The sequence below is a fragment of the Prolixibacter sp. SD074 genome, from assembly GCF_009617895.1.
In the GTDB taxonomy this organism is placed as follows: Bacteria; Bacteroidota; Bacteroidia; order Bacteroidales; family Prolixibacteraceae; genus Prolixibacter.
This window is the reverse complement of sequence record NZ_BLAW01000001.1, coordinates 585,346-611,697: the sequence shown is the minus strand read 5'-3', so window position 1 is coordinate 611,697 and position 26,352 is coordinate 585,346. Positions and strand designations below refer to the sequence as shown.

Below are 26,352 nucleotides of genomic sequence, written 5' to 3'. Positions count from 1 at the left end.
TATGCTAAACAGAAATCCATCAAACAAAAATGTATATGATTAAAAAATTGATGCCCGTCCTGCTGTTTGGCCTCCTGCTAAGCGGATGCAACCAAAAGCACAAAGGCCATTCGGCAAACGACGAAACTGCCGCCGTGAAACCCAAAACGGGAAAAGCGGCCAAACCCAAAATTCTGTTCGTGTTGACCAATCATGATCAAAAAGGTAACACCGGCAAAAAAACCGGATTCTTTTTATCGGAAGCCGCTCATCCGTGGGACGTTTTGAAAAACAAGTATGTCATCGAGTTTGTCAGTCCCAAAGGCGGGAAAGCGCCGGTTGACGGATTCGATTTGAATGACCCGGTGAACAAAGAGTTTTGGGGCAATCCCGAGATTCAATACAAAATCAATCATACATTAAAGCCTTCGGAAATCAATCCTGATGATTATGTGGCGATACATTTTGTAGGCGGTCACGGAGCCATGTGGGATTTTCCGGAAAGTCAGCAGCTGGCTGAAATTGCGGCGAAGATATACGAGCATCACGGTGTAGTAAGTGCAGTTTGCCACGGGCCGGCCGGTTTGATCAATATCAAACTGGCTGATGGCCCGTACCTCATCGCCGGGAAAAAGATAACCGGTTTCAGCAATGAGGAAGAGAAAGCAGTGAAACTCACCAACGTCGTTCCGTTTTTATTAGAAAATAAACTAAAAGAACGTGGTGGAATATATACCAGCTCATCGAAGTTCACCATACATGTCGTGCACGACGGACGATTGATTACCGGACAAAACCCACAATCGGCAAAAAAAGTGGGCAAAGAAGTACTAAAAGAATTGCAGAAGGATTAACCTAATAAGCTATTCAAAATGAAAGTAAAAAATCTCTGTAGCATCACGTTCATCGCTTTAACTATGATTATAGGCTGCAGCGAAGACAACCTGCATGGACGTACAATGAAGAACAGTTGTACGTTGAAGACCAACTACTGAATATTGATAAAAATTGAAGACGGGATGGCGACGGCCACCTCTGAAAAAGCGGTTGCCCTGCCCTACACCGTTATCTCCAAAACATTTGTTTTTGTTGAGGGAATGAGAGAAGGTTATGAGATGGAAGTGGACGCAGAAGGTGATTTGCACCTGATGCCAATGGAATATGTTAGTTCCGTCCCCAAATCGGCCAGTGTAACGGGTGAGACTGGGACCGAAACCGTTTACACTATGTCATTCCGGTTTACAGAATGTGATCTCTCCGGCTTTCTCACCGGCCCCGACTGGAAACTGACAGAAGTTGAAAAGAACGGACAGGTTGCCACCAAAGAGCTGCCCATCGACCCTGGAACCATCTGGTTCATCAATCCGCTCACCAAAAAGATTGAGGAGCGACCAACCTCCTCCAATGATGTAGCCGAATATTTATTGTGGGACTATATTGGTACGCCTGCCGCCGATAACATTCAGCTGGAAGTTACTATCGATGGTGGTGAAGTTTTAACGTTTACGATTGTCCAAATCAAAAAAGAATAAAGCCCCTTATTCACAAAAAATGAGGACACCCAGGGCGCCCTCTTTTCCTATATATTCGATGAATACAACTAATTATTCAAATCAAACTTCGATGCCGAATATAATTCGGACAACGTAACCCAGACCGAACGATATCAATCCAACGACGGTACTCAGAATCACCATTTCCCAGAAACGTTTCCGGAAGGGTTGATCATTGGCAATGGAGATGTAATAGCTATACAGGAAGACTACCAGCACCGAATCGATAACAGCCACAATCAGCGCCACAAACGGTGAAGTAAATATCAGGTAAGGCACTACCAGGAAAACCACGGCAAAGATATAGGCTATCCCGGTGAAAATCGCCGATTTCATGGCTCCATCATGCCGGCCTTCCGATTTTGTCGAAAGGTACTCAGACGACGACATGGACAATGCCCCGGCCAGCCCGGTAATGATGCCGGCCAGCGCCACCAGACGGGTATTCTGCAAGGCAAAAGTCAATCCGGCCAGCGTTCCCAGAATTTCCACCAGCGCGTCGTTCAAACCGAGAACAATCGAGCCGATGTACTTCAGTTTATCTTCCTCCAGCAGGTCAATCAACTGATTTTCGTGACCGTTCTCCTCCTTACTGATGATTTTGGCTTCAGGAACTTCGTTGGCAATTTCGTTATAATTTACCTGGGCACTCTCTTCCCCCTTCTCCATCAGCTTTATCCCGAAAGTGATACCAAATATGCGGGCAATCCAGTAGAACTTCCAGATTTTCCATTTACTCGGAGCGACTTCTGTTTCGGTGTACTCCTTCCATATCTCACAATGCTTGTACTCATCGTCGGCAATACGGCTCAATACTTCGGCATTGTGCGGATCGCGTTGCTTTTTCGCCAGCTGTTTGTAAATATGGTATTCGGTAATTTCGTTTCCCTGGGCAACCAGCAATTGCTTCCTCGTTTCGGGGGACAATGGTTTACGTTTCATCGATGTTTTTTTGATTCTTTTGATTTGAGACAAAACTACATAATGTTTGGAAAACCAACTTCCTTTTCCCATTTCGTTTCGCTAAAAATCTCATTAAGATTTCATTCCATTAAAAGGATGAGGGTGTCCGAAAAGTTGAAAGAGCATTTTCAGAACTATCAAATTGTAAGTACAACTTTAGTTATTTACCCCTATTCCGAAGTATCGGAACCCTGAAGGGGACTTTAAGCCTCACCTTTAGGGAGTCCCGATGTCCATCGGGAGGAGGGGTAAATCCAAGATTGCTTTCAATTTGAAAGTAAACACTTTTCCAATTCAACTTTTCGGACACCCTCATCCTTTTTGCTGCCACTTTTCAGTGTCGCGTTTTTGGGCACTCCCTCACCTGCATGAAGACGAATTTCTCCCGTATTCTTTTCCTTAAATCATCTTCAGTCCAACTGATTGCCGGAAATTTTCCGGTTTTCACCGGATGTTATTCCCTCAGGAAGTTCTCCAGTGGCCTGATAAATTTCGGGAATGCCTCGATGTGCGGCAGGTGCCCAATGCCGGGTATCTCTACCAGCTTCGAGCCGGGAATTTTCGCCTGTGTTTCTTTGCCCAGCTTATTGTACAGTCCCATGGTGGCCCGGACACTGTCGGACACCAGCGGTTTGCCGAGTGCCGTACGGTCGCGCGTACCGATGATGAGCAATGTAGGGCACTTGATGTTTTTGAATTCGTACACCACCGGCTGTGTAAAAATCATGTCGTAGGTTAAGGCTGAGTTCCATGCCACCACCGGATAGTCCTTGCTCTGTGTCCATCCGGCCAGGATGTTTACCCATTCATCGTAGGCTGGTTTCCAATGCCCGGCATAGTAACTCCCGAGCATGTATTTACGGATGGAAGCATAGCTTTTCTTCAATTCATTCTGATACCACCACGTTATCGACTTGTACGGCACCTTCAGCTTATAATCTTCCAGCCCGATGGGATTCTCGAGAATGAGTTTGTCGGTTACCTGCGGATACATCAGTGCAAAACGGGTGGCCAGCATCCCTCCCATCGAGTGGCCCAGTACAGCGGTATGTTTTACCCCGATGTGATCGAGCAATGCCTTGGTATTTGATGCCAGTTGCTGAAAACTATACTGAAAATGTGCCGGTTTCGATGATTTTCCAAAACCAATCTGGTCGGGAACAATCACACGATAACCTTTCGCCGTTAGAGCTTTGATGGTTTGGCCCCAATATGCGCCATTGAAATTCTTGCCATGCAGCAACATGATATTTTTATGGTTGTAATTGGCCGGCATTACATCCATGTACGCCATCTTCAAATCCTGGTTCTGGATGTGCAGATCGAGGTACGAAACCGGATAGGGATACCGGTAATCGGTTAGCATCGCATCCAGCGGCTTTATCTTGTCGGGTTGCGCCATGGCCATCAGCGGCCATATTATTAGCATTGTCAGAATCCAATTTCTCCATTTCATATTAGTCGTCTTTTTAGTGATTTATACAAACGGTCATTAACCGGGATTCCCGAATGACGCGTCATTGTAATACCTGCCAACAAAAGGGGGGCGGAAAGGTTTCGCCGCAAAAGCAATCCTTACATAAAGATAACGCAGCTGGCCTTTACGCAGTTTTTTTACCAACAGCCCAAAACCACGGAGTGGTTGAAGCTCAGTAACCGCAGGTGCAACCTGTGGCCTGACGTGCAGCCTGTGCCCCGCAGGTGCAACCTCTGTCCCAAAGCAAACGCCCAAAAAACTCCATGACCAACAACCCAAAACCACGGAGTGGTTGAAGCTCAGTAACCGCAGGTGCAACCTGTGGCCAGGGGTGCAGCCTGTGCCCCGGAAGTGCAACCTCTGTCCCAAAGCAAACGCCCAAAAAACTCCATGACCAACAGCCCAAAACCACGGAGTGGTTGAAGCTCAGTAACCGCAGGTGCAACCTCTGTCCCAAAGCACACGCCCCAAAAACTCCATGACCAACAGCCCAAAACCACGGAGTGGTTGAAGCTCAGTAACCGCAGGTGCAACCTGTGGTCAGAGGTGCAGCCTGTGCCCCGCAGGTGCAGCCTGTGCCCCGGAGGTGCAACCTGTGGCCTGACGTGCAGCCTGTGCCCCGCAGGTGCAACCTCTGTCCCAAAGCAAACGCCCAAAAAACTCCATGACCAACAGCCCAAAACCACGGAGTGGTTGAAGCTCAGTAACCACAGGTGTAACCTGTGGCCTGACGTGCAACCTGTGGCCTGACGTGCAACCTGTGGCCCTGAGGTGCAACCTCTGCCCGCAGCCCCGAACCCTGAAAGGGTTCAACTATCAGCAAACACATAACGTTCGTCATAGTCAATCCCGTGCTCTTTCAGCAACTGGATATATTCCTACCGGAAATTCTTCACCCGGTGATGCTCTTTCTGATTTTTCACATAAGCTATCAAGCGCTCTTTCGCCGTGATTGAATACGTAAAAGCTCCGTAACCACATTGCCACCCCCGAAAAGACGGGAATATCTCTGTCTCTTTCAGAAAAGCCGTCGTTGCTAACTTGATATCCTTTACCAACTGGGCAGGTCCCAACATCGGATGAATATCCGTTATAATGTGCAGATGATTCTCAACACCGTTTATCTGATACAAATGACACTTTTTAGTCTTCAGTATACCAGCGATGAACTGATAGAGTCTTTGCTGGCCATCCTGAGCCATGGTCGGCTCGCGAAACTTGGTCGAAAAGACGATTTGGTAAAGGATTTGGGTATATGTACTCATATCATATCGGTTTAGTTGAACCCTTTCAGGGTCCTGGTTTTAGTTTGTGTTCAACGCCATGCATCGTATACATGGTTACTAAGCTTCAATCCCGGGATTACACGACTGGCAGGGTGCCGCTCCACCTGCCGGCTGGTTTAGTTGTTGTCACCCCATGCACTGCGTACAGGGTTATCTGGCTTCCTCGCACTTTCGAAGTGCCAACTGCTGAAAACCACGGAGTGGTTGAAGCTCAGTAACCGCAGGTGCAACCTGTGGCCCGGAGGTGCAACCTGTGGCCTGACGTGCAGCCTGTGCCCCGGAAGTGCAGCCTGTGCCCCGCAGGTGCAACCTCTGTCCCAAAGCACACGCCCCAAAAACTCCATGACCAACAGCCCAAAACCACGGAGTGGTTGAAGCTCAGTAACCACAGGTGTAACCTGTGGCCTGACGTGCAGCCTGTGGCCACAGGTGTAACCTCAACCCGCAGCCCCGAACCCTGAAAGGGTTCAACTATAAAAAGCAAACATCTCCACCATTTCTGCGATTTCCACACCAATTTAACCAATTTACAACTCAATCGAAACAGAACCAGCCTAAAGCAGATGTACTTTGCCATTTATTCCGGACCGAAAAAGCTCAGCGAAAGTGTTTCGGCGTTTTTCTAAATAGAAAATGGCTGAGCGAACGTGTTTCGCCTTTCGCCTAATTAGGAGATCGCCGAGCGGACATGTTTTGCCTTTCGCCTAACCAGGAGATCGCCGAGCGGACATGTTTTGCCTTTCGCCTAACCAGGAGATCGCCGAGCGGACATGTTTTGCCTTTCGCCTAATTAGGAGATTGCCCATGCGGACATGTTTTGCTTTTCGCCTAATTAGGAGATCGCCCATGCGGACATGTTTCGCCTTTCGCCTAATTAGGAGATCGCCGGGCGGATGTGTTTCGCCTTTCGCCTAAATAATACGATTGACCACGCTTCATCTTGTCCTTTTATTTTTATCCAAAATAAATTAGACATGACTACTATTATTTTTACAAAAAATATTTAAATTTAATCGTCAACATCAATTAACCAGACCAATGAATACGATCTATACTTTACCGGAAATCAATTCTTCCATACCAATTTACAATTCTACATCGACAAGCAATTATCAACTAACACTCCTGCTATTCAAAAATAACTTTCATGGATAAAATGAATCATTTATCATCGTCGGCCTTAGTAGCCGAAACAGCTGATATCGCCAAGAATGTAGCTATTGCAACGCAAAACGCTGCACTAACAGACGACTATCTGACCACTAAAAACACACTGCTAAAAACAAATGCAGCCACAATGGTGAAAGGGATAGGGACAAAACGAGGAAAAGAACTGAAAGACGAATTAGATGCCTCCGACGCCCGCAGGGATGCTTTGTTTTCTGCTTTGATGTATTTTCTAAAGGGGTATCTGCGCTGGGACAAAGAACCAACAGCAGGAGCCGCCGGACGGATACTTACCATTGTTAAATCGCATGACGAGGATATTCCCCGCCTGAGTATCGAAAATGAGAGCGCTATGCTCGAATCCATCCTTGAGTCATTTACCAGCGAAGAAGCAGTACAGGCTATCACTACGCTTAATTTAACCGAGCTGGTGGCTGACCTCCGAAGCGAGCAGGGACACTTGAGCGACGTTTACCAGCAATCGGCCAAACTCGAATCAGAAAAACCGGAAGTGATCGCACCGTCGAATATCAAGCGTGAAACATTGGCGATAATAAACGACATGATCGACTATCTGACTGCCATGAATAAAGCCAATAATGCGGTTTACGGTGCACTGACAGCCAATGTTGCCGAGCTCGTCAACTCGTTAAACATTAAAATTCGTACGCGATATACATCATCGACTACGTCCACAGAGAATAGTTAATCAAAATTATTTAACAAGCAGGAGAAATTATTGAATTGGAAGGAATAAGGATGTCATCCCTCCGGAGGGATGACATCCTTTTGTAAAGGAGCAAAAGCTGTTTTCCGCGGGTATTGAGCATATTGGTGTATATTACGATGACCCTAAAGTGACGGAAAGCAGCAAACTGCGATCGGATGTTTGCCTGGTAATCAAAAAGCCTGTTCAGCCGAAAGGCGAAATCGATGTGAAGGTGATACCCGGCGGTAAATACGCCGTATTTTCCTACCAGGGGCCATACAGCAATTTGGGAATGGTGTATGACACGATTTTTTCGGAATGGCTGCCTGCCAGCGGATCTGAATTACGGGATCTTCCGGTATTTGAAAAGTATGACAACGACCCGGCCCGAACGGAACCGGAAAAACTGAAAACAGAGATTTACCTCCCCATTCAATAGAATAGCTTAGCGGAAATTCCGGTTGAAGAGGCTGTCCGAAAAGTGCCACGGCAAAGTTTGAAGCTTACAGATTGTAATCGGGCCTTCCGTTTCACCCCTCCCTCCGATGCCCCGGAGCTTCCCTAAAGGGGCGGCTTAAAGTCCCCTTCAGGGTTCCGATACTTCGGAATAGGGGTGAGCAAATTAAGCTGTACTTACAATTTGATAGTTATAAATAGCTGAAATTTTTCCCTCATCCCGAATTTTCTCCACTTTAAATATTATTTTTGATCGTGTTACTAATTTTATAATTATTGTTACCATGACTGTCTCGCGTTTTGGCATATCCATAGAACAGGAACTGCTCGATTCACTTGATGAATACGTGAAAGAGAACCAGTTCTCGAACCGTTCACAAGCCATCCGCCATTTGATCAGCAAAAACATGGTGGAACACAAATGGCAGTGCAATAACCAGGTGGCAGGTGCAGTTACCCTGATTTATGATCCGCATAAGCGCGAATTATTGAACCAGTTATCGGCTTTGCAGGAAAACCACTTCGACGAAATCCTGTCGACCCAACGCTTTATGCTGGAAAAGGATAAATGTTTGGAAATAATCGCCGTAAAAGGAATTGCTAAACGACTTACCGAGCTTTCAGATAAATTGATCAGCATAAAAGGAATGCAACATGGAAAACTGACCATGACACGGGCTGATTAGCTATTTTTTTGCACTGTAAGTAACACGAATTTTAAAAAGAGTATTACGAACGAACTAAAATCTTCATGAATCTGTCAAAAGAGATACAAACAAAACTTGATGAGCTGGAAGCCTGGTTTCAAGACAGGGACGGTTCGATTGTGGCTTTCTCCGGAGGAATCGATTCGTCACTTGTTCTTTTTCTGGCGCGAAAATTCCAGGGAAAAGAAAAAGCCATTGGCGTGATTTCGAACTCCGAGAGTTTAAAAAAGAAAGACTTTCAGTTGGCTAACGATTTCTGCGCGCAGTTCGACATTCATCTGGAAATCATTAAGACAGAAGAGCTGGCTGACGAACGCTATAACCAGAATCCGGTCAACCGCTGCTTCTTCTGCAAGGAGCATCTTTTTCATGATCTGACCGAGATTTGTGAGAAGTACCCGGGATATCACGTATTGAGCGGAACCAACTTCGATGATTTGGGTGATTACCGTCCGGGAATTGATGCGGCTAAGAAATATGAGGTGCTGTCGCCCATGGTTGATTGCCAGATAACAAAAGAAGAGTTGCGCGAGATAGCCCGGCATTTTGAATTACCAAACTGGGATAAACCTGCCAGTCCTTGCCTGAGCTCCCGCATCCCCTACAACCAATCGGTTACGCTTGAAAAACTCAAACAGATTGAAGCTGCTGAAGATATTCTGAATGGTTATGGCTTTGACAATGTACGGGTACGCCACTACGGAACTTTCGGAAAGATAGAAGTGCAGCCGGACGATTTAAAGAAACTCACACTTGTTCAGGACGAAATAGTGGCGAAAATCACCGCATTGGGATTTGAACACTGTGAAATCGATCGCGAAGGGCTCATTTCCGGTAAACTGAACCGGGTAGTAAAAAAATAAACAGATATCCCTGAATGCGTCGCGATTGACTCCTTTCGGGAAACAACCCATAAACATCCAACCATGAAAATCTTATATTACGATTGCTTTGCCGGGATCAGTGGCGATATGAACCTCGGGGCGATGATTGACCTTGGGGTCGATCCCGGCTACCTCGAAAGTGAACTGGCTAAATTGAACATCAACGGTTTTCACCTGAAGATTGAGAAAGATATCCGTCAAGGTATTTCGGGAACAAAGGCGACCGTCATCATTGAAAATCCGGAAAACGAAAAGCACCGCCACCTGCGACATGTCGGGGAAATTGTCAACAACTCGCCGCTTTCGCTGAATGTGAAAACTACAGCACTTAGCATTTTCAGGCGGATAGCGGAAGCAGAAGCCAAAGTCCACAATATAGATATTCAAAAAGTGCATTTCCATGAAGTGGGGGCGCTCGATTCGATTGCAGATATTGTCGGTGCAGCCATTTGCCTCAACTATCTCAATGTGGACAAAGTGCTTTCTTCTTCCATCCAACTGGGTGGAGGAACAGTGAATTGTGCACACGGCATCATGCCGGTTCCGGCTCCGGCCACTGCCCTTATCGTCATGAATATTCCGGTAAAAACCGGGCTCGTACAACACGAAGCCACTACTCCGACCGGCGCTGCGATATTGGCGGCAACCGTCGATGAATTTACCGAACAAATCAATTTTCCCATCACCCAAACAGGTTACGGGATTGGCCAGCGCGATGTACCCGGCGTACCGAATATTTTACGTGTCTACCTTTCGGAAACCCGGGAAGAGATGACCGATGTGACCACTGAAACCGCTACCATGCTGGAGTGCAACATCGACGATATGAGCCCGGAACATTACAGCTACCTGCTGGATTTACTTTTCGAAGCAGGCGCCGGCGATGCCTGGCTTACCCCCGTCATCATGAAAAAATCGCGACCAGCAACACAATTGGCTGTTTTGTGCCCGAGTGAATTGTCGGTCAGAATGAAAACCATCATTTTCGAAAACACCACGTCCATTGGCTTACGCGAATATTCGATACAAAAGAGTATGCTTCGCCGTGAGGAACAGGTTGTTGAAACCGACTTGGGAAATGTACGCGTAAAAAAAAGCTATTTTAATGGCAAGCGGGTGAATGTCAAACCAGAGTTTGAAGACTGCAAAAACCTGGCCATTCAGCACAATATTTCAATCACGGAAGTAGAAAAAGCAGTGTCAAAAGTAATCTGATATGACAGCGAAAGAGATACTTGAACGATACAAAAGCGGAAACCTGGACCTGACCGATGCACTCCAACATCTGTCCAACAATGGCATCGATGAGATGGGTTTTGCCACACTTGATATCGACCGCTTACGCCGGACCGGTCTTCCTGAAGTGATTTATGCTTCCGGGAAAACCGTGGAGCAGGTGGCACAAATTGCTGAACGCTTATATCTAAACGGCATCGATGTATTAGCTACACGTGTAACGGATGCCATGTACGAAGCCGTAAAAGCGGCCGTTCCTGGCGCTATTTATAACCCGGTGGCGAAAACCATTACGTATAAACACCGTGATGACGGGCCGGGGAAAGGGTATATCGCCATTGTAGCGGCTGGCACATCGGATATGCCGGTTGCCGAAGAAGCCGCTGAAACAGTTCGCTTTCTAAACAACCGGGTTGAAACGATTTATGATGTGGGTGTGGCCGGTATTCACCGGTTGTTTCATAAGCTCGATGTTATCCGGAATGCGCGGGTGATTATTGTCGTTGCCGGCATGGAAGGTGCCTTGGCCAGCGTCATTGGCGGGTTGGTGGATAAACCGGTTATTGGTGTTCCTACCAGCGTAGGCTATGGTGCTAATTTTGGCGGATTGTCTGCATTGCTCTCCATGCTGAACAGCTGTGCCAGCGGGGTTTCGGTGGTGAATATCGACAACGGTTTCGGGGCGGCCTGCCAGGCTGCTTTAATCAACAAACTATAATAAACTGACGATAATGAATGGTTTACAACTGCTCCTGATTACCGCAGCCACATTGGGTTTCGTCCATACAGCGCTCGGTCCCGACCACTATTTGCCGTTTATCGTATTAAGCAAGGCCCGCAACTGGTCGCAAACCAAAACCCTTTGGATCACCTTCATTGGAGGCGTCGGGCACATTAGCGGTTCGGTGGTTCTGGGAATTGCGGGTGTAGCGCTCGGCATTAGTGTCAATAAACTGGAAACCATTGAATCGTACCGGGGAAACCTGGTTGGATGGATGATCATTGCCTTCGGGGCACTTTATTCAATTTACGGGATATACAAATACCTCAAAAACGGCGGACATACTCATCTACCCCACTTCCTTGTTCCTAAAAAAATAAGGGAACTACACCATCAGGCCATAACTGAAAACGAACAAAATAAGGAGGACAATACCAAACTGACACCATGGATTCTCTTTCTCATTTTTGTTTTTGGCCCATGCGAGGTGCTGATTCCCTTACTGATTTATCCGGCCTCTCAACACAATACCTTTGGCGTGTTTGCGGTTAGTGTTATTTTCGGGGCCGCCACTATCATTACCATGCTCACCATTGTTTTGCTGGGCTACAAAGGAAGTTCGCTAATCAAAATTAAAAACAGGGAGAAATACCTTCACCTGGTAGCCGGATTGATGATCCTGGTAGCGGGGCTGGGCATGCAGTTTTTGGGATGGTAATCAATTGTCATTACCGTATTTCTAAAATTATCAATCTCAATCAAAATGCATTAAACAAACCTAATATTTGAGAATTAAATCAACCAAATTGTCATCATGGCTCATTCCCATCTTTTTCCTCAACCGGTAGCGGTGGTTTTCGACGCCACGAACGGTGATTCCCAGAAGAGGTGCAATCTCTTTGGATGAAAGGTTCATACGCAGATAGGCACACATGCGTAAATCTTTGCCAGTCAAATCCGGAAAATCATCTTTAATCTTCCGCAGAAACTGTTCATGGGCCTTTTCGAAGTTGGTCTCAAAAATCTGCCAGTCATCGTGGCTTGAGATATTCTTGTCGATCTTTTTGATGATGTTGTTGAAATATTTATCCGGATAACGGGTTCCCAACTGCTGTTTCTGACGCGTCAGCAACTGCTTGAGGTCGAGCAAAAACTCGTTCTTTTTAATCATCGACATGGTCGAGTTCGCCAGCTCCTTACTTTTATGCTCCACCTCGGTACGGAGATTTTTATTCCGGAGTAAAATCAATTCGCGCTCTCTCTTCTCAATATGGATGTGTTGTTTTTTCCGGGTACGCCGCGCACCCCAAGCCTGAAATAGGATGGAGAAGACCACCAGCAGGACGAAATACCCGATTTTTGCCAGGGCCGTGCTGTACCAGGGTTCCTGAACTTCCAGCGTAAGCGAATTGATGCGGCTCTCGTTATTCCACAAATCGGTTGCTTTTACCTGGAGCTGATAGGTTCCTGCCGGTAAACGGTCGAAACGGAAGACTGACGACTCGGACTTATCGGACCATTCCTGATCGATTCCTTTCAAAAACGCCTGATAAAATACCGGTCCGGCAGAGTAATGCGGAAAGGAATAACGGACCTCGATGCTGTTTCGGCTGTAACTTACTTCCAGGGCGTGGTTGACCGGAACCTCCCCGATGGCATCATTCCTTCGGTTGATCAGTTCGAGTTCACGCAATTTAGGGGCAAACTTGGAGATGGTTTGCAGGGTGTCATTCTCAGAAGCATTCAGCCAGGCAATGCCGTTTCCCAAACAGAGAATTCCTTTGTCGGCGGTCAACGGTAAAATATTTTCGAAATCATCGAACAACGGATTTTGTTTGAAATAGGATGTCGGATAGGATTTAATCATGTACACCTCATTCATGGTAATATAAAACAAGCCAATCCTTTTTGATGAGATCAACCAATAGTGATGATCGGGAGATTTGACAATTTTATGTGCCCTGCAATAATCCCCGATGTGCTGGTTCAGATAGGTGTAGGGAATAATCGTATCGTTTAAATCGTCGTAGGTATACAACTGATCCTTGGTCGTAAATACAATCCGGTCCTCCACCTTAAACACATTCAACGAATGTTCTTTTCCAAAGACGGACGACTCGCCGTAATACTTCTGTCCGACCACCCTGTCGCGTTTATCATTCAACCGCAGTTTGTAAATCCCGCGGTGCATGTGGCTTGCCCAGACATTTCCAAGGTGATCGATTTCGATGTACCGGATTAAATCGGCAAATCCCTGGATGATATTCTCCATCGCCAGATGACCGTTCACTTCTCTGTAAGACACCAGGTTATTGTATGTCGACTGTATATAATGATCTCTTCTTTTGATGTCTTCCCGAATAGAGAAACCACCCGAATTACGGGAGATAAAATGAGCCTTTCCATTCTCCACAACAATGGTTCCTTCATTATGGCCAACCACTAACTGGTCGCCGATAACGCGGATATCCCAGTTTTGTGACTGCGTATTGGGAACCAGCTTGTATTTCGCACCCGGCTTCGACAAATCCCTGGAGAAAAGCCCCTGGTTAGTCCCTAAATAAATGTGATCCTGGAAAATAGCTGCCGAATAGACGGCTCCAATATTTGGAATATTCTCAATCCTGACACCATTATTATTTCGGTTGCTAATGAAATCGATTCCGTGGTCAAGTGCCAGCCAGATATTATTGAATTGATCGCCTGCAATTCCTAAAATTGTATTATTCTGAAGCCCGTTGGTATGATTGTACTTGTGAATTAAATTTTCAGATTTATCAAAAACTACAATCCCATCGATAATGGTTCCAAGTACCAGATTTCCGTTTGGCAAAATATAGGCGCGGTTCAACTCGTTTTCCCTAAAATAAGGAGTCCAATCCGGCTTCCACTGCATTATTTGTACGCCATCCCAAATGACAATACCACCGGAAGCTGTTCCAATCATTAACTCGTCATTTTTATAGGGAAGAATGAACCGGATAATCTTACCATTAAAAAATGGGCCTGATGCAACAAGAGTAATCTTGTCTCCTGACAATTGGTAGATTCCTTTGTCCCTAACGCCAATCAATACCTGGTCCCTGACCTTATTCATCACGTTTGTAAATCCCGGCAAATCAATGGGAATAATGGAATCGTTTTGATATAGAAAAATCCGGTTAAAAGAGTGGTAATAAATTTTATCATGGACACTGGCGATATTCCAAAATTCTTCGTTCTTGGAAAAATATTGTGCTCCTAGTGCATTAAGGGAATGATAGACCAATTCTCCGGAAGGTTTCCTTTTCCAAAAGCCCATTTCACGATAACCACTGGTGTAGATAAGACTATCATTCAATGCAAGAACCGCGCGTAATATTGTTTCGTTTGGGAGGTGATACAATCGCCAGCCCGTGCCGTCGAATTCCAGCAAACCATTGTTGTTGGCAAAGTACATCATCCCGTCGCGCCCCGCACTTACCCCCCAGTTTTGTGCAGCGGCCCCGTATTCCATCTTACTAAAGTTATTGATATCTTCCATCGCCAGATGTCGCTGACTGGCAGATATCCATGTCGTATCCCGTACCTGGCCCTTTAAAGAGAGGTGAGGTAAAACCATCCAACAAATCAGAAAAAAGCAAGTTCTTCCCATCGCCTGTCGTTTAAATTCTTATAGCTTTCAAATGCCTGTTATTCCCCGGTTTCTGCCCAAATATAACAATGTAACAATCTCTTTTTATCATCATTCTGCATGATTTTATCAAAACATGTTGTACATCATATTAACATTTTTTTACATATTTTAATAATTTGTGACAGTAATATAGCCTGGATACCAACTTATTACACATTTAAACATTATGATATGAGTGGTAATAATGAGGCAATTTTTACACTTCACTTCACCGTGAGAATAAGTAGTGTGGAAAGATTTTAAAGAGCTTAAGGGAACCGGCCTATTTTTATTTCTACAAACTGTTACAAAAAAGTGAACCTATGAAAAAATTAACGATTCTCTTTTCTTTACTAATTTCGGTTGCGACGGTTTTCGGCCAACAGCGAATAACTGTTTCCGGTACTGTTACCGAAACTGCCACCGGTAGCCCCATCCCGGGGGTAACCGTTGTTGTCAAGGGAACAACGACAGGGACCGTTACGAACGTCGACGGTAAATATACCATCGATGCTGCCAGCGATGCTGTGTTGACTTTCCGTTTTGTTGGAATGGGAAGTCAGGATATTGCCGTTAATAACAGAAGCACTATTGATGTTTCGATGCAGCCTTCTACCCAACAGGTCGATGAGGTAGTTGTAGTCGGTTATGGTAAATTAAATGTAAAAGACCTGACTTCTTCGATCGCCACCGTGAAATCGGATGAGTTGGCTAAGACACCGACCGGTCAGGCCATGCAGGCTTTGCAGGGAAAGGTTGCCGGTGTACAAATTATCAACTCCGGAGCCCCGGGTGGTACACCCACCGTTCGGATCAGGGGAATCGGTTCTTTTCCAGGCAGTAGTAATTCAGCTCCTTTATACGTTGTCGATGGAGTGTATTTCGATAACATCGACTTCCTCAACCCGTCTGACATAGAAACTATATCCATATTAAAAGACGCGTCAGCCGCTGCCATTTATGGTGTAAGGGCAGCCAATGGGGTTGTATTGATTACAACCAAAAAAGGTACTTTGAATACCAAGTCACAAGTAAGCTATGATGGCTACATCGGGGTGCAGGTACCTCAGAACGTATTAAAAATGTCCAATTCCGAGCAATTTGTCAACTACATCAATCAAATTAATCAATTGAATTAGGCATTTAAATAATACTTTGTTTATAAGGGAAGGGCTCTGCATTAACCATTCTGGTTAAAAGGCTATCGAAGATTCTTTCCTTCATATTACTTCGGTTAAACCGGTAGCAGTATTCATCAATATAGGCTTGCAAATTTTCGACTTGGTGGTGCATGCCCCGGAGCCAGCCTTTGAAGCCCATAATACACCTGTGCAAGTCAGGGAAGTTGCCGCCCTTTTTCCCTGAATCAACCTGCACAAGATTACTGAAGTCTTTTACCAAAGGGGAATATCCTCGCCATTTATCTGTCTTTATTTGTGCACTTGTCTCAATGGTCATTTTCATAAACCCACCAAGTTCCTTCGAACTGCTCTGCTTGATGACCTTTCCGTACATACGGCTAACTCCTTTGCCGTTTCTCTCAATGGCAAATACAACCAACTTCTTTTTGCCGTTTTTTCTCCCCACAACCCCTTCTTCCTGGCCGCCGACAACTGTTTCATCAACTTCGGCCTTGCCATCGATTTTATGGTTGCCACTGCTTTCCATGGCTTTCATTACCTTGCCTTTGAACTTCCAGCAGGTCTTTTGTCTTAACCCAAGCTTTCTGCTTAGTTCCGTACTGCTGATCCCTTTTTTACTCGTACTTACATAATAAACAATGTAAAAGGCCTTTAATACCGAGAACTTTAACTGGTGAAACAATGTCCCGCTCGTTGGGGAGGAGATTCGGTGGCAACTGGTACACTGTCTGTCGAATAGGCGCTTTCCGTTACAATAATTGGTGTGTCCACAATTGGGGCAAACAAAGCCAGTCCCCCATTTTAGTTCAGTCAAATATTGATAACAAGAATCTTCGTCAGGGAAACGTTCCTGAAACTCAAAAATAGTAAGGCTTCTGAATTTGTTCTCCATTTTTATAATATTTCCCCCTAAAGTAGACATTTCTATTGTATTTACAAAGAGCCTAATTCAATTAATCAATATACTGCTCCGGACGATCAACCCATTGCAGATCTTTCTTTTATAGAAAACGCCATGCAGCGTTATGGTAGAAGCCGAATCAATCCGAATGTACCGGATGTCAATACCGACTGGTATAAAGAGATCATGCATTCGGCATCACGCCAACAAAACCACTCGCTTTCCATTACCGGTGGTGACAAGAACACGGATTATTCAGTGGGAGTAAGCTATTTCGAACAGCAGGGACTGCTAAAAATGAAAAACTCGTACGAGCGGCTGAATTTCAGGGGTAACCTGGATCAGGAGGTCAATAACTGGTTGAAGGTGGGATTGAATATGAACTTAAGCAACGGAATCAAGTATCTCGCGAATGATGCAGCTTGGTTTGACGCTTATCACGCGGTTCCAATCCTGCCTGTATACGATCAAGAAAATTACGACGACCTTGTTTCTCAGGAAATTCCACATCCAAGTCATTACGCAAATGCGCAAATTTTACAATATCGGGATATTCAGAACCCATTTTTCGACCTGGCATATACAAACCATAAACAAGACATTAAGAAGATATATGCAGGATTGTACGCTGAAATCTCGATCATCCCCAAGAAGCTGACCTTTAAAACCGATTATAACATATCGTGGATGTTTTTGAGGGACAGGAACGTTGGATTACCTTTTTATGTATCTGCAACAAGTAATCAAAACAGACAGTTGTCAACTCTTACAACTTCCCGGACGTTGCAAGCCAATAAATATTTCGACAACGTACTGACTTACACGGATAAATTCGGCCGTCATAATGTCACTGCCATGGCAGGAACCTCTTACCGTGACGAATGGTATGATTGGTTGCAAGGATATGCAGAAGACGTACCGCTTCAGGAAAATTCCTGGTACATCGGCCAGTCCCGTTCTGAAGATTCAAAAACCGTTGATGACAATGCGGAAAGAATCTACGGAATGTCCTATTTCGGCCGTATTGCCTACAACTACGGAGATAAGTACCTGGCATACGTTACACTTCGAAGAGAAGGCACCTCAAAATACCAGCAAAAATGGGGAACATTCCCCGCATTCGGACTCGGCTGGGTCATCTCGGAAGAGAGCTTCTTCAGCGGCATTAATTTTATCAACTACCTGAAGTTCCGCGGAGGTTGGGGCCGATTAGGAAATGACAAAATTGCCCGTCAGGATGGAGCCAATACCACTACTCCTATTTACATCGCGGTCGACGACACCAAAACAGATGGTACCACAACGACCAATACATTTGGTTACCTGGGATGGGAGATTGTCGAAGGAACAAACGCTGGTCTAAGCGCCCGGCTATTTGATAACCGTCTGAGTATTGAATCGGACTACTATATCAGGGATACCAAAGATGCTGCGATACCGGTTCTCCTCAAACTTCAGCCCGGAAGCATTCTGAAAAACGTAGGGGTAATAAGGAACTCAGGGTTTGAGCTCGCAATGACCTGGAATGGTCAAATTTCGAAAGACTTTAGCTATACCGTAGGTGCCAACCTTTCGACATTGAAAAACGAAGTACGTGACCTCTACGGACAGCAGTACCTGGATGGCGGACAGGCCGAATTCCGTCAGCGATCACAAATTGGTGAGCCTTTACTTTCATTTTATGGATATAAAGTCGCCGGTGTATACCAAAATCAGGCTGAGGTGGATGCGGATCCAATCGCTACTGCAAACGGTTTGGTGCCTGGAGATTTAAAATTTGCAGATCAGAATAATGACCAGGTAATTGACGATAACGATAAAGTATTCTTAGGCTCTTACTTCCCTGATTTAACCTACGGTGCGAATCTTGGTTTGAGGTATAAGAACATCGAATTCTCAATGAATATCATGGGCCAAAGAGGAAATAAGATCCTGAACCGAAAACGGGGAGAAATCTTATGGACCAATGACACAAACATTGATGCTAACCTGGCCAACGGACTATGGCATGGAGAAGGGACTTCAAATAAGTATCCTTCAGCTGCAGCTTTAAGGCGCGGTTGGGATCAGAATTTCAGCAATTACTTTTTGGAAGATGGGGCATTCTGGCGGATTCAAAACATCCAGATCGCCTATAACATCAAAGGTTCCAAATTATTAGGTGCCGGCATGCCCGATGCAAGGATTTATTTAACCGCGGAGAAACCTTTGACCGTATTTAATTATAACGGGTTTAGCCCGGAAGTCCCCGACGGTATCGACCGTCAGTTCTACCCGGTTCCGGCTGTTTATACGATTGGACTTAATCTAAAATTTTAAATTCTCCGAAAGATGAAATTAAACAAGATAAAAATACGCTACTATCTGCCTGTTCTTCTCAGCGGGCTGTTAATGCTACCGGTATCGAGTTGTACCGACAAATTAAATACACCTTTTGAAGATGAATCCTTTACAAGTGACGTGGATTACTCGAAAGGACAAGACTTGATTTTACCGCTCATCGGGGCATATTCCAAATTCTATGACCAGTCGTGGGATGGGGCAATAACCTACAGTTTACGCGGTGACGATGTTGACGCGGCTGGTGACCAGGCCCCAATGCAGGAGCAGGACAACTACAGTTATCAGGCCAGCCACTGGAATATCGATGCATTATGGCAACACCAGTATGATGCCATCGTGAATGTTTTCACCGAAATCGATGAAATCAACAAGTACCGGCCTGCTGCCAACAATGATGCACTGGCCGATCAGTATATTGCTGAGTGCCGCGTCATAAGGGCGTGGGAATACCTTACACTGGCCAAAACTTTTGGTGGCTGTATTATCATCGACCAACTGGATAACATTCAGAATACGCCGGTGAGCAATAAGCAGGAAGTAATGCAGTACATCGTGGATGAAATGAACGAAGTAATTCCGGATTTACCAGCGGTACGGCCCAACGAGCGCACCGATGTCAAAGGAGGGATTACTCAATTCACAGCGTACGCCATCCAGGCAATGGCTTACCAGGAGATGGAAAATTACCAGGGAGTTGTTGATGCCACTTCTGCTATCATCAGTTCCGGTAAATTCAGCTTGTCATCCGATTTTTACCACCTGTTTAAAACAGCCGGCAAGTTGAACGACGAAAACATTCTGGAATTCCAGTTCTCAGATTTTGGACAGGGACAAGGCAGTAGTTTTAATCATATGTTTGACCCTTACGGCACTGGTGCATGGACACCTGTAGTTGCCGGGGCAGGAGCTGGATGGGGATTCTATTCGCCATCCCTGAAATATGTCGAATTCATGCTTGACAGAGGTGAAACCATTCGTTTGGAGACATCGGTTGTTTTCACCCCGGACGGCATCACCCAACTCCAAAACGACTATGGTACGGTTCCCAGTTGGATTAGTAATACCAACAGGGAAGGCGACGTGTTTAACAACACTCCTCGCATGAATTTCGGAAGTGGGAAGTTCATCCAACCTTCTACTGAATTGATACCCGGGAGAACCAATCCGGGGAGCAATAAGAATTTCATTGTCATCCGGTATTCCGAAATGTTGCTGATGTATGCAGAAGCACTGACAAGAGGTGTATCGGGCAATATTAGCCTGACAGCTGACCAGGCCGTAAATATGGTACGAAAACGTGCAGGTTTAGGAGACCTGAGCGGTGTAACGACACAGCAGGTTCTCGATGAGAAATTTGCAGAGCTTGCCACTGAGTGGGGTATCCGGTACTTTGACATGGTACGGACAAATAATACAGCTGAACTGAGCTATGGAGGCAGAACATTTACGATGGACAAGGCTTATTTGCCTTTCCCGGCAGCTCAGGTGTCTACACTGCCGCAATTGGCAGACGGAGTCCAAAACTAAAAAACGAACTGAAATGAAAATATACACCAAATTAATCGTTTTTGCATTGACACTCTTCATGTTCAATGCATGTACGCAGGACTATATCGACTCAATCACAAAGGTAGAAGCGGGAACCGATGAGTCAGCACCACAGATAACCGTGAACTTTCCGCCGGACGGATATGAGCTTCAGACGAATGAAGCGGTTACGTCTATTGATATTGATTTTAAGGTGACAGATGACATTGAAATCAAATCGATATCCCTGAAGGTTGACGGATCTGAGATCAACAACTACAGCGAGTTCAAAGACTACCGGGTAGCCATGGAGAAGTATACATACGACAATGTAACGACTGGATCTCATGTTCTTACCGTTGAAGCAACCGATACTGACGGAAAAACTTCAACTACAAACGTCAATTTCACCAAAGCTCCGCCGTATGTTCCCCAGTATGTAGGAGAAACATTCTACATGCCGTTTAACAATGAGTATAGGGAGATGAACAGCCTGACATTGGCTACGGCAGTTGGCATGCCTGGTTTCACTGATGGTATCCAGCAAGGCACAGCTTACCACGGAGCAGCTGATTCATATCTGACATTCCCGGGAACAAGTTTGCAGGGAGAGGAATTTAGTGCGACTTTCTGGTTGAAACTTCCTTCTACTATCGACAGTCCTGCCGGACTCTTGGTAATGAGCCCAGAAGACACTGATAATCCTGATGCACAAAATGTAAGGACCAGTGGTTTCCGCCTCTTCTATGATAATTCAGGGGGCCTGGCCCAGATTAAAGGTAATGTGGGCACTGGAGACGGCGAAACCTGGGTTGACGGTGGAGACGCAGCCAAGTTCGATCCGGCAACCAACAATGGTTGGCTTCATGTAGCATTCACGATTTCCAAAACAGAAGCCACTCTTTATGTGAATGGTCAGCTCATTAAGCAAAGTGCTACCACCGGAGTTGATTGGACAGGTTGCGATCTGCTTTCCATTATGTCTGGTGCTCCGCGATTTACCGGATGGGGACATATGTCCTGCACAGGAGATATGGACGAGCTGCGACTTTACAACAAAGCACTTTCCCAGGCGGAAATTCAAACCATGATGTTGAAAGAAGAATCAACGTTCCACATGGGCTTTAACGGAAATTACAAAGATGCCGTGAGCGGAGATGTTGCAACAGTTGTCGGCTCACCTTCTTATGCATATGGCGACGGCGTTTCCGGTGATGCGTACCAGGGAGCAGCTGATTCTTACCTGACGTTCCCGACTACCGGCTTGCAAGAAAGTAATGAATTCAGTGCAAGCTGCTGGTTGAAGCTTCCATCAACAATTGATGCTGCTGCAGGTATTTTGGTCATGGGCCCGGAAGACACCGCGAATCCGGATGCACAGAACGACAGAACAAGTGGTTTCCGCTTCTTCTATGATGATGCCGGCGGCCTGGCCTATTTTAAGGTGAATGTAGGTACCGGTTCCGGAGAAACCTGGGCCGATGGTGGCGATGCTGCCAAAGTTGACCCGGCCGTCAACAGTGGCTGGATCCATCTGGCGATGACGATTTCGGGAACTGAAGTGGCCTATTACATTAACGGGCAACAAGTTTCAACAGCTGCCACTACCGGAATTGACTGGACCGGTTGCGATTTGTTCTCCATCATGTCAGGAGCGCCCCGGTTCACTGGATGGGGCCACTTGTCATGTACCGGTGAGATGGATGGTTTGTATCTGTTCAATAAAGCGCTTTCAGCTGATGAAGTTACACTTTTGGCGAATGATAGTGACTAGTAGAAATACGTTCATGTTTCTGGGGACTGACCCAATGTGAATCCCCTGCGTTCTCAAACATCATTCTATTCTTCATAGATAATTATTAGATAGGTTCTTCTGACAGTGGAAATGGCTGCCCGGGAGTATCCGGGCAGCTTTTTCTATCTAATTAAATAGTCAGACAAGGCATGATCTGTCATTTCTATCCTCTCAACGAACAATCTGTTTTATATCCCAGAACCAAACAACCAGGGGAGCTCTGCCCCTAAATGAATGTCGAGCTTATGAAAGTAGTTATTACTATTCTCCTCCTGCTTCTATCCATCGGATGTATGCATACAGGGAAGAAAGACAAAGGACAGGAAGCAAATACCGGAAAATACGCTACCCTGACTGACAGCCAGTTACTGGATACTGTTCAATATCAAACGTTTCAATATTTTTGGAACGGAGCCGAACCCAACTCAGGTATGGCCCGCGAACGCATCCACATGGACAATATTTATCCGCAGAACGACCAGAATACGGTAACGCTGGGAGGTTCCGGCTTTGGCGTGATGGTTATTCTGGTAGGCGTTGAGCGTGGTTTTATTACCCGTGAAGAAGCATTTACCCGTTACCGGAAGATTGTCGATTTTCTGGCGAAAGCCGACCGGTTCCATGGCGCGTGGCCACACTGGCTGCACGGCGAAACCGGAAAGGTAAAGCCTTTCAGTAAAAAAGATGATGGAGGCGATTTGGTCGAAACGGCCTTTATGATGCAAGGCCTGTTAACCGTCGCTGAGTATTTTAAAAACGGGAACCCCGCCGAACAACAACTGGCTTCCGATATTCATACACTATGGAAAGAAGTAGACTGGAACTGGTACACCAAAAGCGGCGAAAACGTTTTGTACTGGCACTGGTCGCCCGATTACGGCTGGGCCATGAACTTCCCGGTAGGCGGCTACAACGAGTGCCTGATTATGTACGTGCTGGCTGCTTCCTCTCCCACCCATCCTATTCAGCCGGCCGTTTATCATGAAGGCTGGACCTGCCATGGGACCATCAAAAAAGACACCGTGTACTACGGACTTCATACCGTCCTCAATCATTACGAACACAACAACGATCCGGTGGGGCCGCTATTCTGGGCACACTACTCTTACCTGGGACTGAATCCTCACGGTTTATCCGATCAGTACGCCGATTACTGGAAACTCAACCGCCACCATGCGCTGATCAACTACCGTTATGCGCTCGACAATCCGAAAGGATACAAAGGTTATGGAAAAGAACAATGGGGACTGACCTCCAGCTATTCGATGAAAGGATATGCCGGCCATCACCCCGGGAAAGCGGATTTAGGAGTAATTTCTCCAACCGCTGCACTTTCATCCTTCCCGTATACACCTAAAGAGTCGATGCAATTCCTGAAATACCTCTACCTAAAAGCCGATTCATTGGTTGGCAAATACGGCCCCTACGATGCTTACAGCGACACTTATCGTTGGTATACGCCTCGTTACCTCGCGATTGATCAGGGGACGATTCCGGTGATGATTGAAAACTACCGTACCGGCATGCTTTGGAAATTATTCATGCAAAATGAAGATGTTCAGAGAGGTTTGAAAAGACTGGGATTTACCGTAACATCCGAATCCGGAAAAGCGGAAGAATAAATTACAACCATTAACTGAACCGAAAATGATTAAAAGCAGGCTAGTCGTTCTCATCATTTTAATCGGGCTTTTCCATACCGGATGGGCGCAGGAAGTAACTTTCTTCTCGGAAGGAACGGACGCCACCTACTACGATCAGGGATTGGTGGATGTGGCCAATCTGGGCGAAAGTACCTTCGAACATACCCATCCGCCGGGAGATCCGCAATATGACGACAAAATTCCCTGCTCAACAACGGCTTACCAGGGAGCTACTTCGTTGAAATTTAATTACACCTCCTCTCCTAACGGGAACTGGAAAACAACCATCTTTAACGACACAAACAACAGCACGCTCGATTTCACGAAAGCAAAAGGAATTTATTTCAACCAATCGGAGACAGATAACAGCCCGAGGCTGATTATGATCGATGAAATTACCGCTTTCAAAAGCATCAGTGAAGTACCGGCAGTAACCGGGATTACTGCTACAGGTTATGACAGCCACGCCGAGTTGAACTGGATCATCCCCATGAGCGATCTTTCCTACCGGGTTTATGCGTCATTCGATGGTGCCCGGACTTTCGGGCTCAGAGGCGAAACCACTAAAAGTTACTATTTGGATTTCGTCCCGGAAAGTGCGAAAAACTCAACCATTACTTACCGTGTTACTACTACTGCCCAGGGGAAGGAATCGGCTCCTGTCGAGCAGACGGCTACCCTCAGGGACTTTACCGATGATGAGTTGCTGGACATGACGGAACGTTATGCATTTCGCTATTTCTGGGAAGGCGCCCACCAGGCTACAGGTATGGCGCCCGAACGCTCCAATGGGGACGGGACAACCGCAGCTTCGGGCGCAACCGGAATGGGCCTCATGGCTATGATTGTTGCTTATGAACGGGAATATCGTCCCCGCGAGGAAATCAAAGACCGTATCCTGAAAATCCTGCATTTCCTCGAAAACTGTGACCGGCATCATGGAGCCTGGTCGCACTGGTACGATGCGAATACATATAAAACAAAGCTCTTCAGCGCCGATGATGACGGCGGCGATTTAGTCGAAACATCCTATGTGGTACAGGGTCTTATCGCCCTGAAAAACTATTTCACGGGAACGGATGAGAAATCAATTCAAATCAGGCAAAAGGCCGACCTGCTATGGAAAGGCGTCGATTGGGACTGGTACCGGCAGGATGGACAAAATGTGCTGTACTGGCACTGGTCGCCCAACTACGGTTTCGCGAAAAACATGAAAGTTCAGGGCTGGAATGAGTGCCTGGTCACCTACCTTATGGCAGCCGCTTCTCCCACACACGGCATTCCCGGAGAAGTGTATGAACAGGGATGGGCACGCAACGGAAACATCGTCAATGAGCGCACTTTTTATAATTTGCCCATTAGCCTGTCACCCGATTGGGGCGGACCGTTGTTCTGGATCCACTACTCCTTCCTGGGAATCAATCCGCACGGTTTGAAAGACCAATATGCCGATTACTGGCTGGAAAATGTCAACACGGCGAAGATTCATCATGCCTACGCGGTCGACAACCCGAAGAATTTCCCGAATTACAGCGACAAATGTTGGGGACTCACCGCCAGCGATGATCCGGATGGTTACACGGCCCATCAGCCATGGAACAACGACAACGGGACCATAAGTCCGACGGCGGCACTGGCCAGTATGCCTTATACTCCCGAAGAGTCGATGAAAGCACTGAAGTATTTCTATCGCGAACGCCGAAAGGAACTGTTTGGCCTGTACGGACCTTATGATGCATTCAACGATGCCGTAAACTGGGTGCAGCCAGCTTACATTGGAATCGATCAGGGTCCCATTGTGGCCATGATTGAGAATTACCGAAGCAGTTTATTGTGGAACACCCTCATGAAGGACACCGACGTGCAGTCTGGACTGGATAAACTCGGTTTCCAGTACGAAACCTCAACGGATGTGAGTGATGTATTTAGAAATAGTCAGCCATTCAACGTGTACCCCAATCCGGGAAATGGCCAGATATTCATCAATTTCCCGGCTATCAACATGAATCACGCTGTTGTTGTGAATGTTTTCTCGATAGACGGCCGGATGGTTCTAAAAAAAAACTTAACAAGCTCCGGTTCCGGGCTATCTGTCAACTGTTCTGCTTTGCCTGACGGGATGTACATCCTGCAACTCGTCAATGGCGACAATTATGGCCAAACCAAACTGGTCATTCGAAACTAGTTAAACGATTAAAATTTCGAAGA

General features: G+C 46.1%; 19 protein-coding genes and 1 pseudogene. 15 read left to right on the top strand and 5 right to left on the bottom strand.

The features are described 5' to 3' along the window. The first annotated feature begins 35 nt into the window (after positions 1-35). Both GJU82_RS02580 and GJU82_RS02575 read left to right on the top strand, forming a co-directional pair. A complete protein-coding gene (locus tag GJU82_RS02580; protein ID WP_228488535.1) occupies positions 36-833 on the top strand; it encodes a type 1 glutamine amidotransferase domain-containing protein in 798 nt (265 codons plus the stop codon). 144 nt (positions 834-977) lie between these two features. Beyond that, positions 978-1,511: a hypothetical protein gene (locus GJU82_RS02575; protein ID WP_153630719.1), complete on the top strand. Its 534-nt coding sequence runs from the start codon at positions 978-980 to the stop codon at positions 1,509-1,511. An 81-nt stretch (positions 1,512-1,592) separates the two neighbouring features. Here GJU82_RS02575 and GJU82_RS02570 read toward each other — a convergent pair whose 3' ends face one another. The 3 genes from GJU82_RS02570 to GJU82_RS02560 all read right to left on the bottom strand — a co-directional run bounded on the left by GJU82_RS02570 (position 1,593) and on the right by GJU82_RS02560 (position 5,237). Beyond that, positions 1,593-2,474 carry a VIT1/CCC1 transporter family protein gene (locus tag GJU82_RS02570; RefSeq protein WP_153630718.1) on the bottom strand — a complete coding sequence of 294 codons (882 nt, stop codon included), beginning with the start codon at positions 2,472-2,474 and terminating at the stop codon, positions 1,593-1,595. A gap of 475 nt (positions 2,475-2,949) precedes the next feature. Further along, on the bottom strand, positions 2,950-3,951 hold the full coding sequence (locus GJU82_RS02565; protein ID WP_153630717.1) for an alpha/beta fold hydrolase: 1,002 nt from the start codon (positions 3,949-3,951) through the stop codon (positions 2,950-2,952). An 899-nt stretch (positions 3,952-4,850) separates the two neighbouring features. After that, the gene (locus GJU82_RS02560; protein ID WP_153630716.1) at positions 4,851-5,237 is read right to left on the bottom strand and encodes a transposase; all 387 of its coding nucleotides are present in this window, start codon (positions 5,235-5,237) and stop codon (positions 4,851-4,853) included. Between the two features lie 1,168 nt (positions 5,238-6,405). Between GJU82_RS02560 and GJU82_RS02555 the strand changes: the two genes are divergently transcribed. The 7 genes and pseudogenes from GJU82_RS02555 (at position 6,406) to GJU82_RS02525 (ending at position 11,856) form a co-directional block, all read left to right on the top strand. Further along, positions 6,406-7,134 carry a DUF6261 family protein gene (locus GJU82_RS02555; protein ID WP_153630715.1) on the top strand — a complete coding sequence of 243 codons (729 nt, stop codon included), beginning with the start codon at positions 6,406-6,408 and terminating at the stop codon, positions 7,132-7,134. A gap of 94 nt (positions 7,135-7,228) precedes the next feature. Next, a pseudogene (locus tag GJU82_RS02550) lies at positions 7,229-7,573 on the top strand (GyrI-like domain-containing protein); the annotation flags it as partial. 301 nt (positions 7,574-7,874) lie between these two features. After that, on the top strand, positions 7,875-8,276 hold the full coding sequence (gene nikR, locus GJU82_RS02545; protein WP_153630713.1) for a nickel-responsive transcriptional regulator NikR: 402 nt from the start codon (positions 7,875-7,877) through the stop codon (positions 8,274-8,276). 65 nt (positions 8,277-8,341) lie between these two features. Continuing rightward, a complete protein-coding gene (gene larE, locus GJU82_RS02540; RefSeq protein ID WP_153630712.1) occupies positions 8,342-9,160 on the top strand; it encodes an ATP-dependent sacrificial sulfur transferase LarE in 819 nt (272 codons plus the stop codon). Positions 9,161-9,223: 63 nt separating this feature from the next. Next, complete coding sequence (gene larC / locus GJU82_RS02535) at positions 9,224-10,396, top strand: nickel pincer cofactor biosynthesis protein LarC (protein WP_153630711.1); 1,173 nt, start codon at positions 9,224-9,226, stop codon at positions 10,394-10,396. Position 10,397: 1 nt separating this feature from the next. Continuing rightward, positions 10,398-11,135, top strand: coding sequence for a nickel pincer cofactor biosynthesis protein LarB (gene larB, locus GJU82_RS02530; RefSeq protein WP_153630710.1), 738 nt, complete (start codon positions 10,398-10,400; stop codon positions 11,133-11,135). A gap of 13 nt (positions 11,136-11,148) precedes the next feature. Further along, complete coding sequence (locus GJU82_RS02525) at positions 11,149-11,856, top strand: sulfite exporter TauE/SafE family protein (protein WP_228488534.1); 708 nt, start codon at positions 11,149-11,151, stop codon at positions 11,854-11,856. A 60-nt stretch (positions 11,857-11,916) separates the two neighbouring features. Here the strand turns inward: GJU82_RS02525 and GJU82_RS02520 are convergent, their stop codons facing one another. Then, complete coding sequence (locus GJU82_RS02520) at positions 11,917-14,772, bottom strand: triple tyrosine motif-containing protein (protein WP_153630708.1); 2,856 nt, start codon at positions 14,770-14,772, stop codon at positions 11,917-11,919. Positions 14,773-15,116: 344 nt separating this feature from the next. On the opposite strand from GJU82_RS02520, the gene GJU82_RS02515 reads away from it, so the two are divergent. Further along, positions 15,117-15,932 carry a TonB-dependent receptor plug domain-containing protein gene (locus tag GJU82_RS02515; protein ID WP_153630707.1) on the top strand — a complete coding sequence of 272 codons (816 nt, stop codon included), beginning with the start codon at positions 15,117-15,119 and terminating at the stop codon, positions 15,930-15,932. A gap of 4 nt (positions 15,933-15,936) precedes the next feature. On the opposite strand, the gene GJU82_RS02510 is transcribed toward GJU82_RS02515, so the two are convergent. Continuing rightward, the gene (locus GJU82_RS02510) at positions 15,937-16,857 is read right to left on the bottom strand and encodes an IS1595 family transposase (protein WP_153630358.1); all 921 of its coding nucleotides are present in this window, start codon (positions 16,855-16,857) and stop codon (positions 15,937-15,939) included. Between the two features lie 9 nt (positions 16,858-16,866). Here GJU82_RS02510 and GJU82_RS02505 point away from each other — a divergent pair, with 9 nt between their 5' ends. The 5 genes from GJU82_RS02505 (at position 16,867) to GJU82_RS02485 (ending at position 26,329) form a co-directional block, all read left to right on the top strand. Next, positions 16,867-19,155, top strand: coding sequence for a SusC/RagA family TonB-linked outer membrane protein (locus GJU82_RS02505; RefSeq protein WP_153630706.1), 2,289 nt, complete (start codon positions 16,867-16,869; stop codon positions 19,153-19,155). Between the two features lie 12 nt (positions 19,156-19,167). Continuing rightward, positions 19,168-20,706 carry a RagB/SusD family nutrient uptake outer membrane protein gene (locus tag GJU82_RS02500; protein WP_153630705.1) on the top strand — a complete coding sequence of 513 codons (1,539 nt, stop codon included), beginning with the start codon at positions 19,168-19,170 and terminating at the stop codon, positions 20,704-20,706. A 13-nt stretch (positions 20,707-20,719) separates the two neighbouring features. After that, entirely contained in the window at positions 20,720-22,480 is a 1,761-nt protein-coding gene (locus tag GJU82_RS02495; RefSeq protein WP_153630704.1) for a LamG domain-containing protein, read from the top strand. A 266-nt stretch (positions 22,481-22,746) separates the two neighbouring features. After that, complete coding sequence (locus GJU82_RS02490) at positions 22,747-24,123, top strand: glucoamylase family protein (protein WP_153630703.1); 1,377 nt, start codon at positions 22,747-22,749, stop codon at positions 24,121-24,123. A gap of 25 nt (positions 24,124-24,148) precedes the next feature. Continuing rightward, the gene (locus GJU82_RS02485; RefSeq protein ID WP_153630702.1) at positions 24,149-26,329 is read left to right on the top strand and encodes a glucoamylase family protein; all 2,181 of its coding nucleotides are present in this window, start codon (positions 24,149-24,151) and stop codon (positions 26,327-26,329) included. The last annotated feature ends 23 nt before the right edge of the window (positions 26,330-26,352 follow it).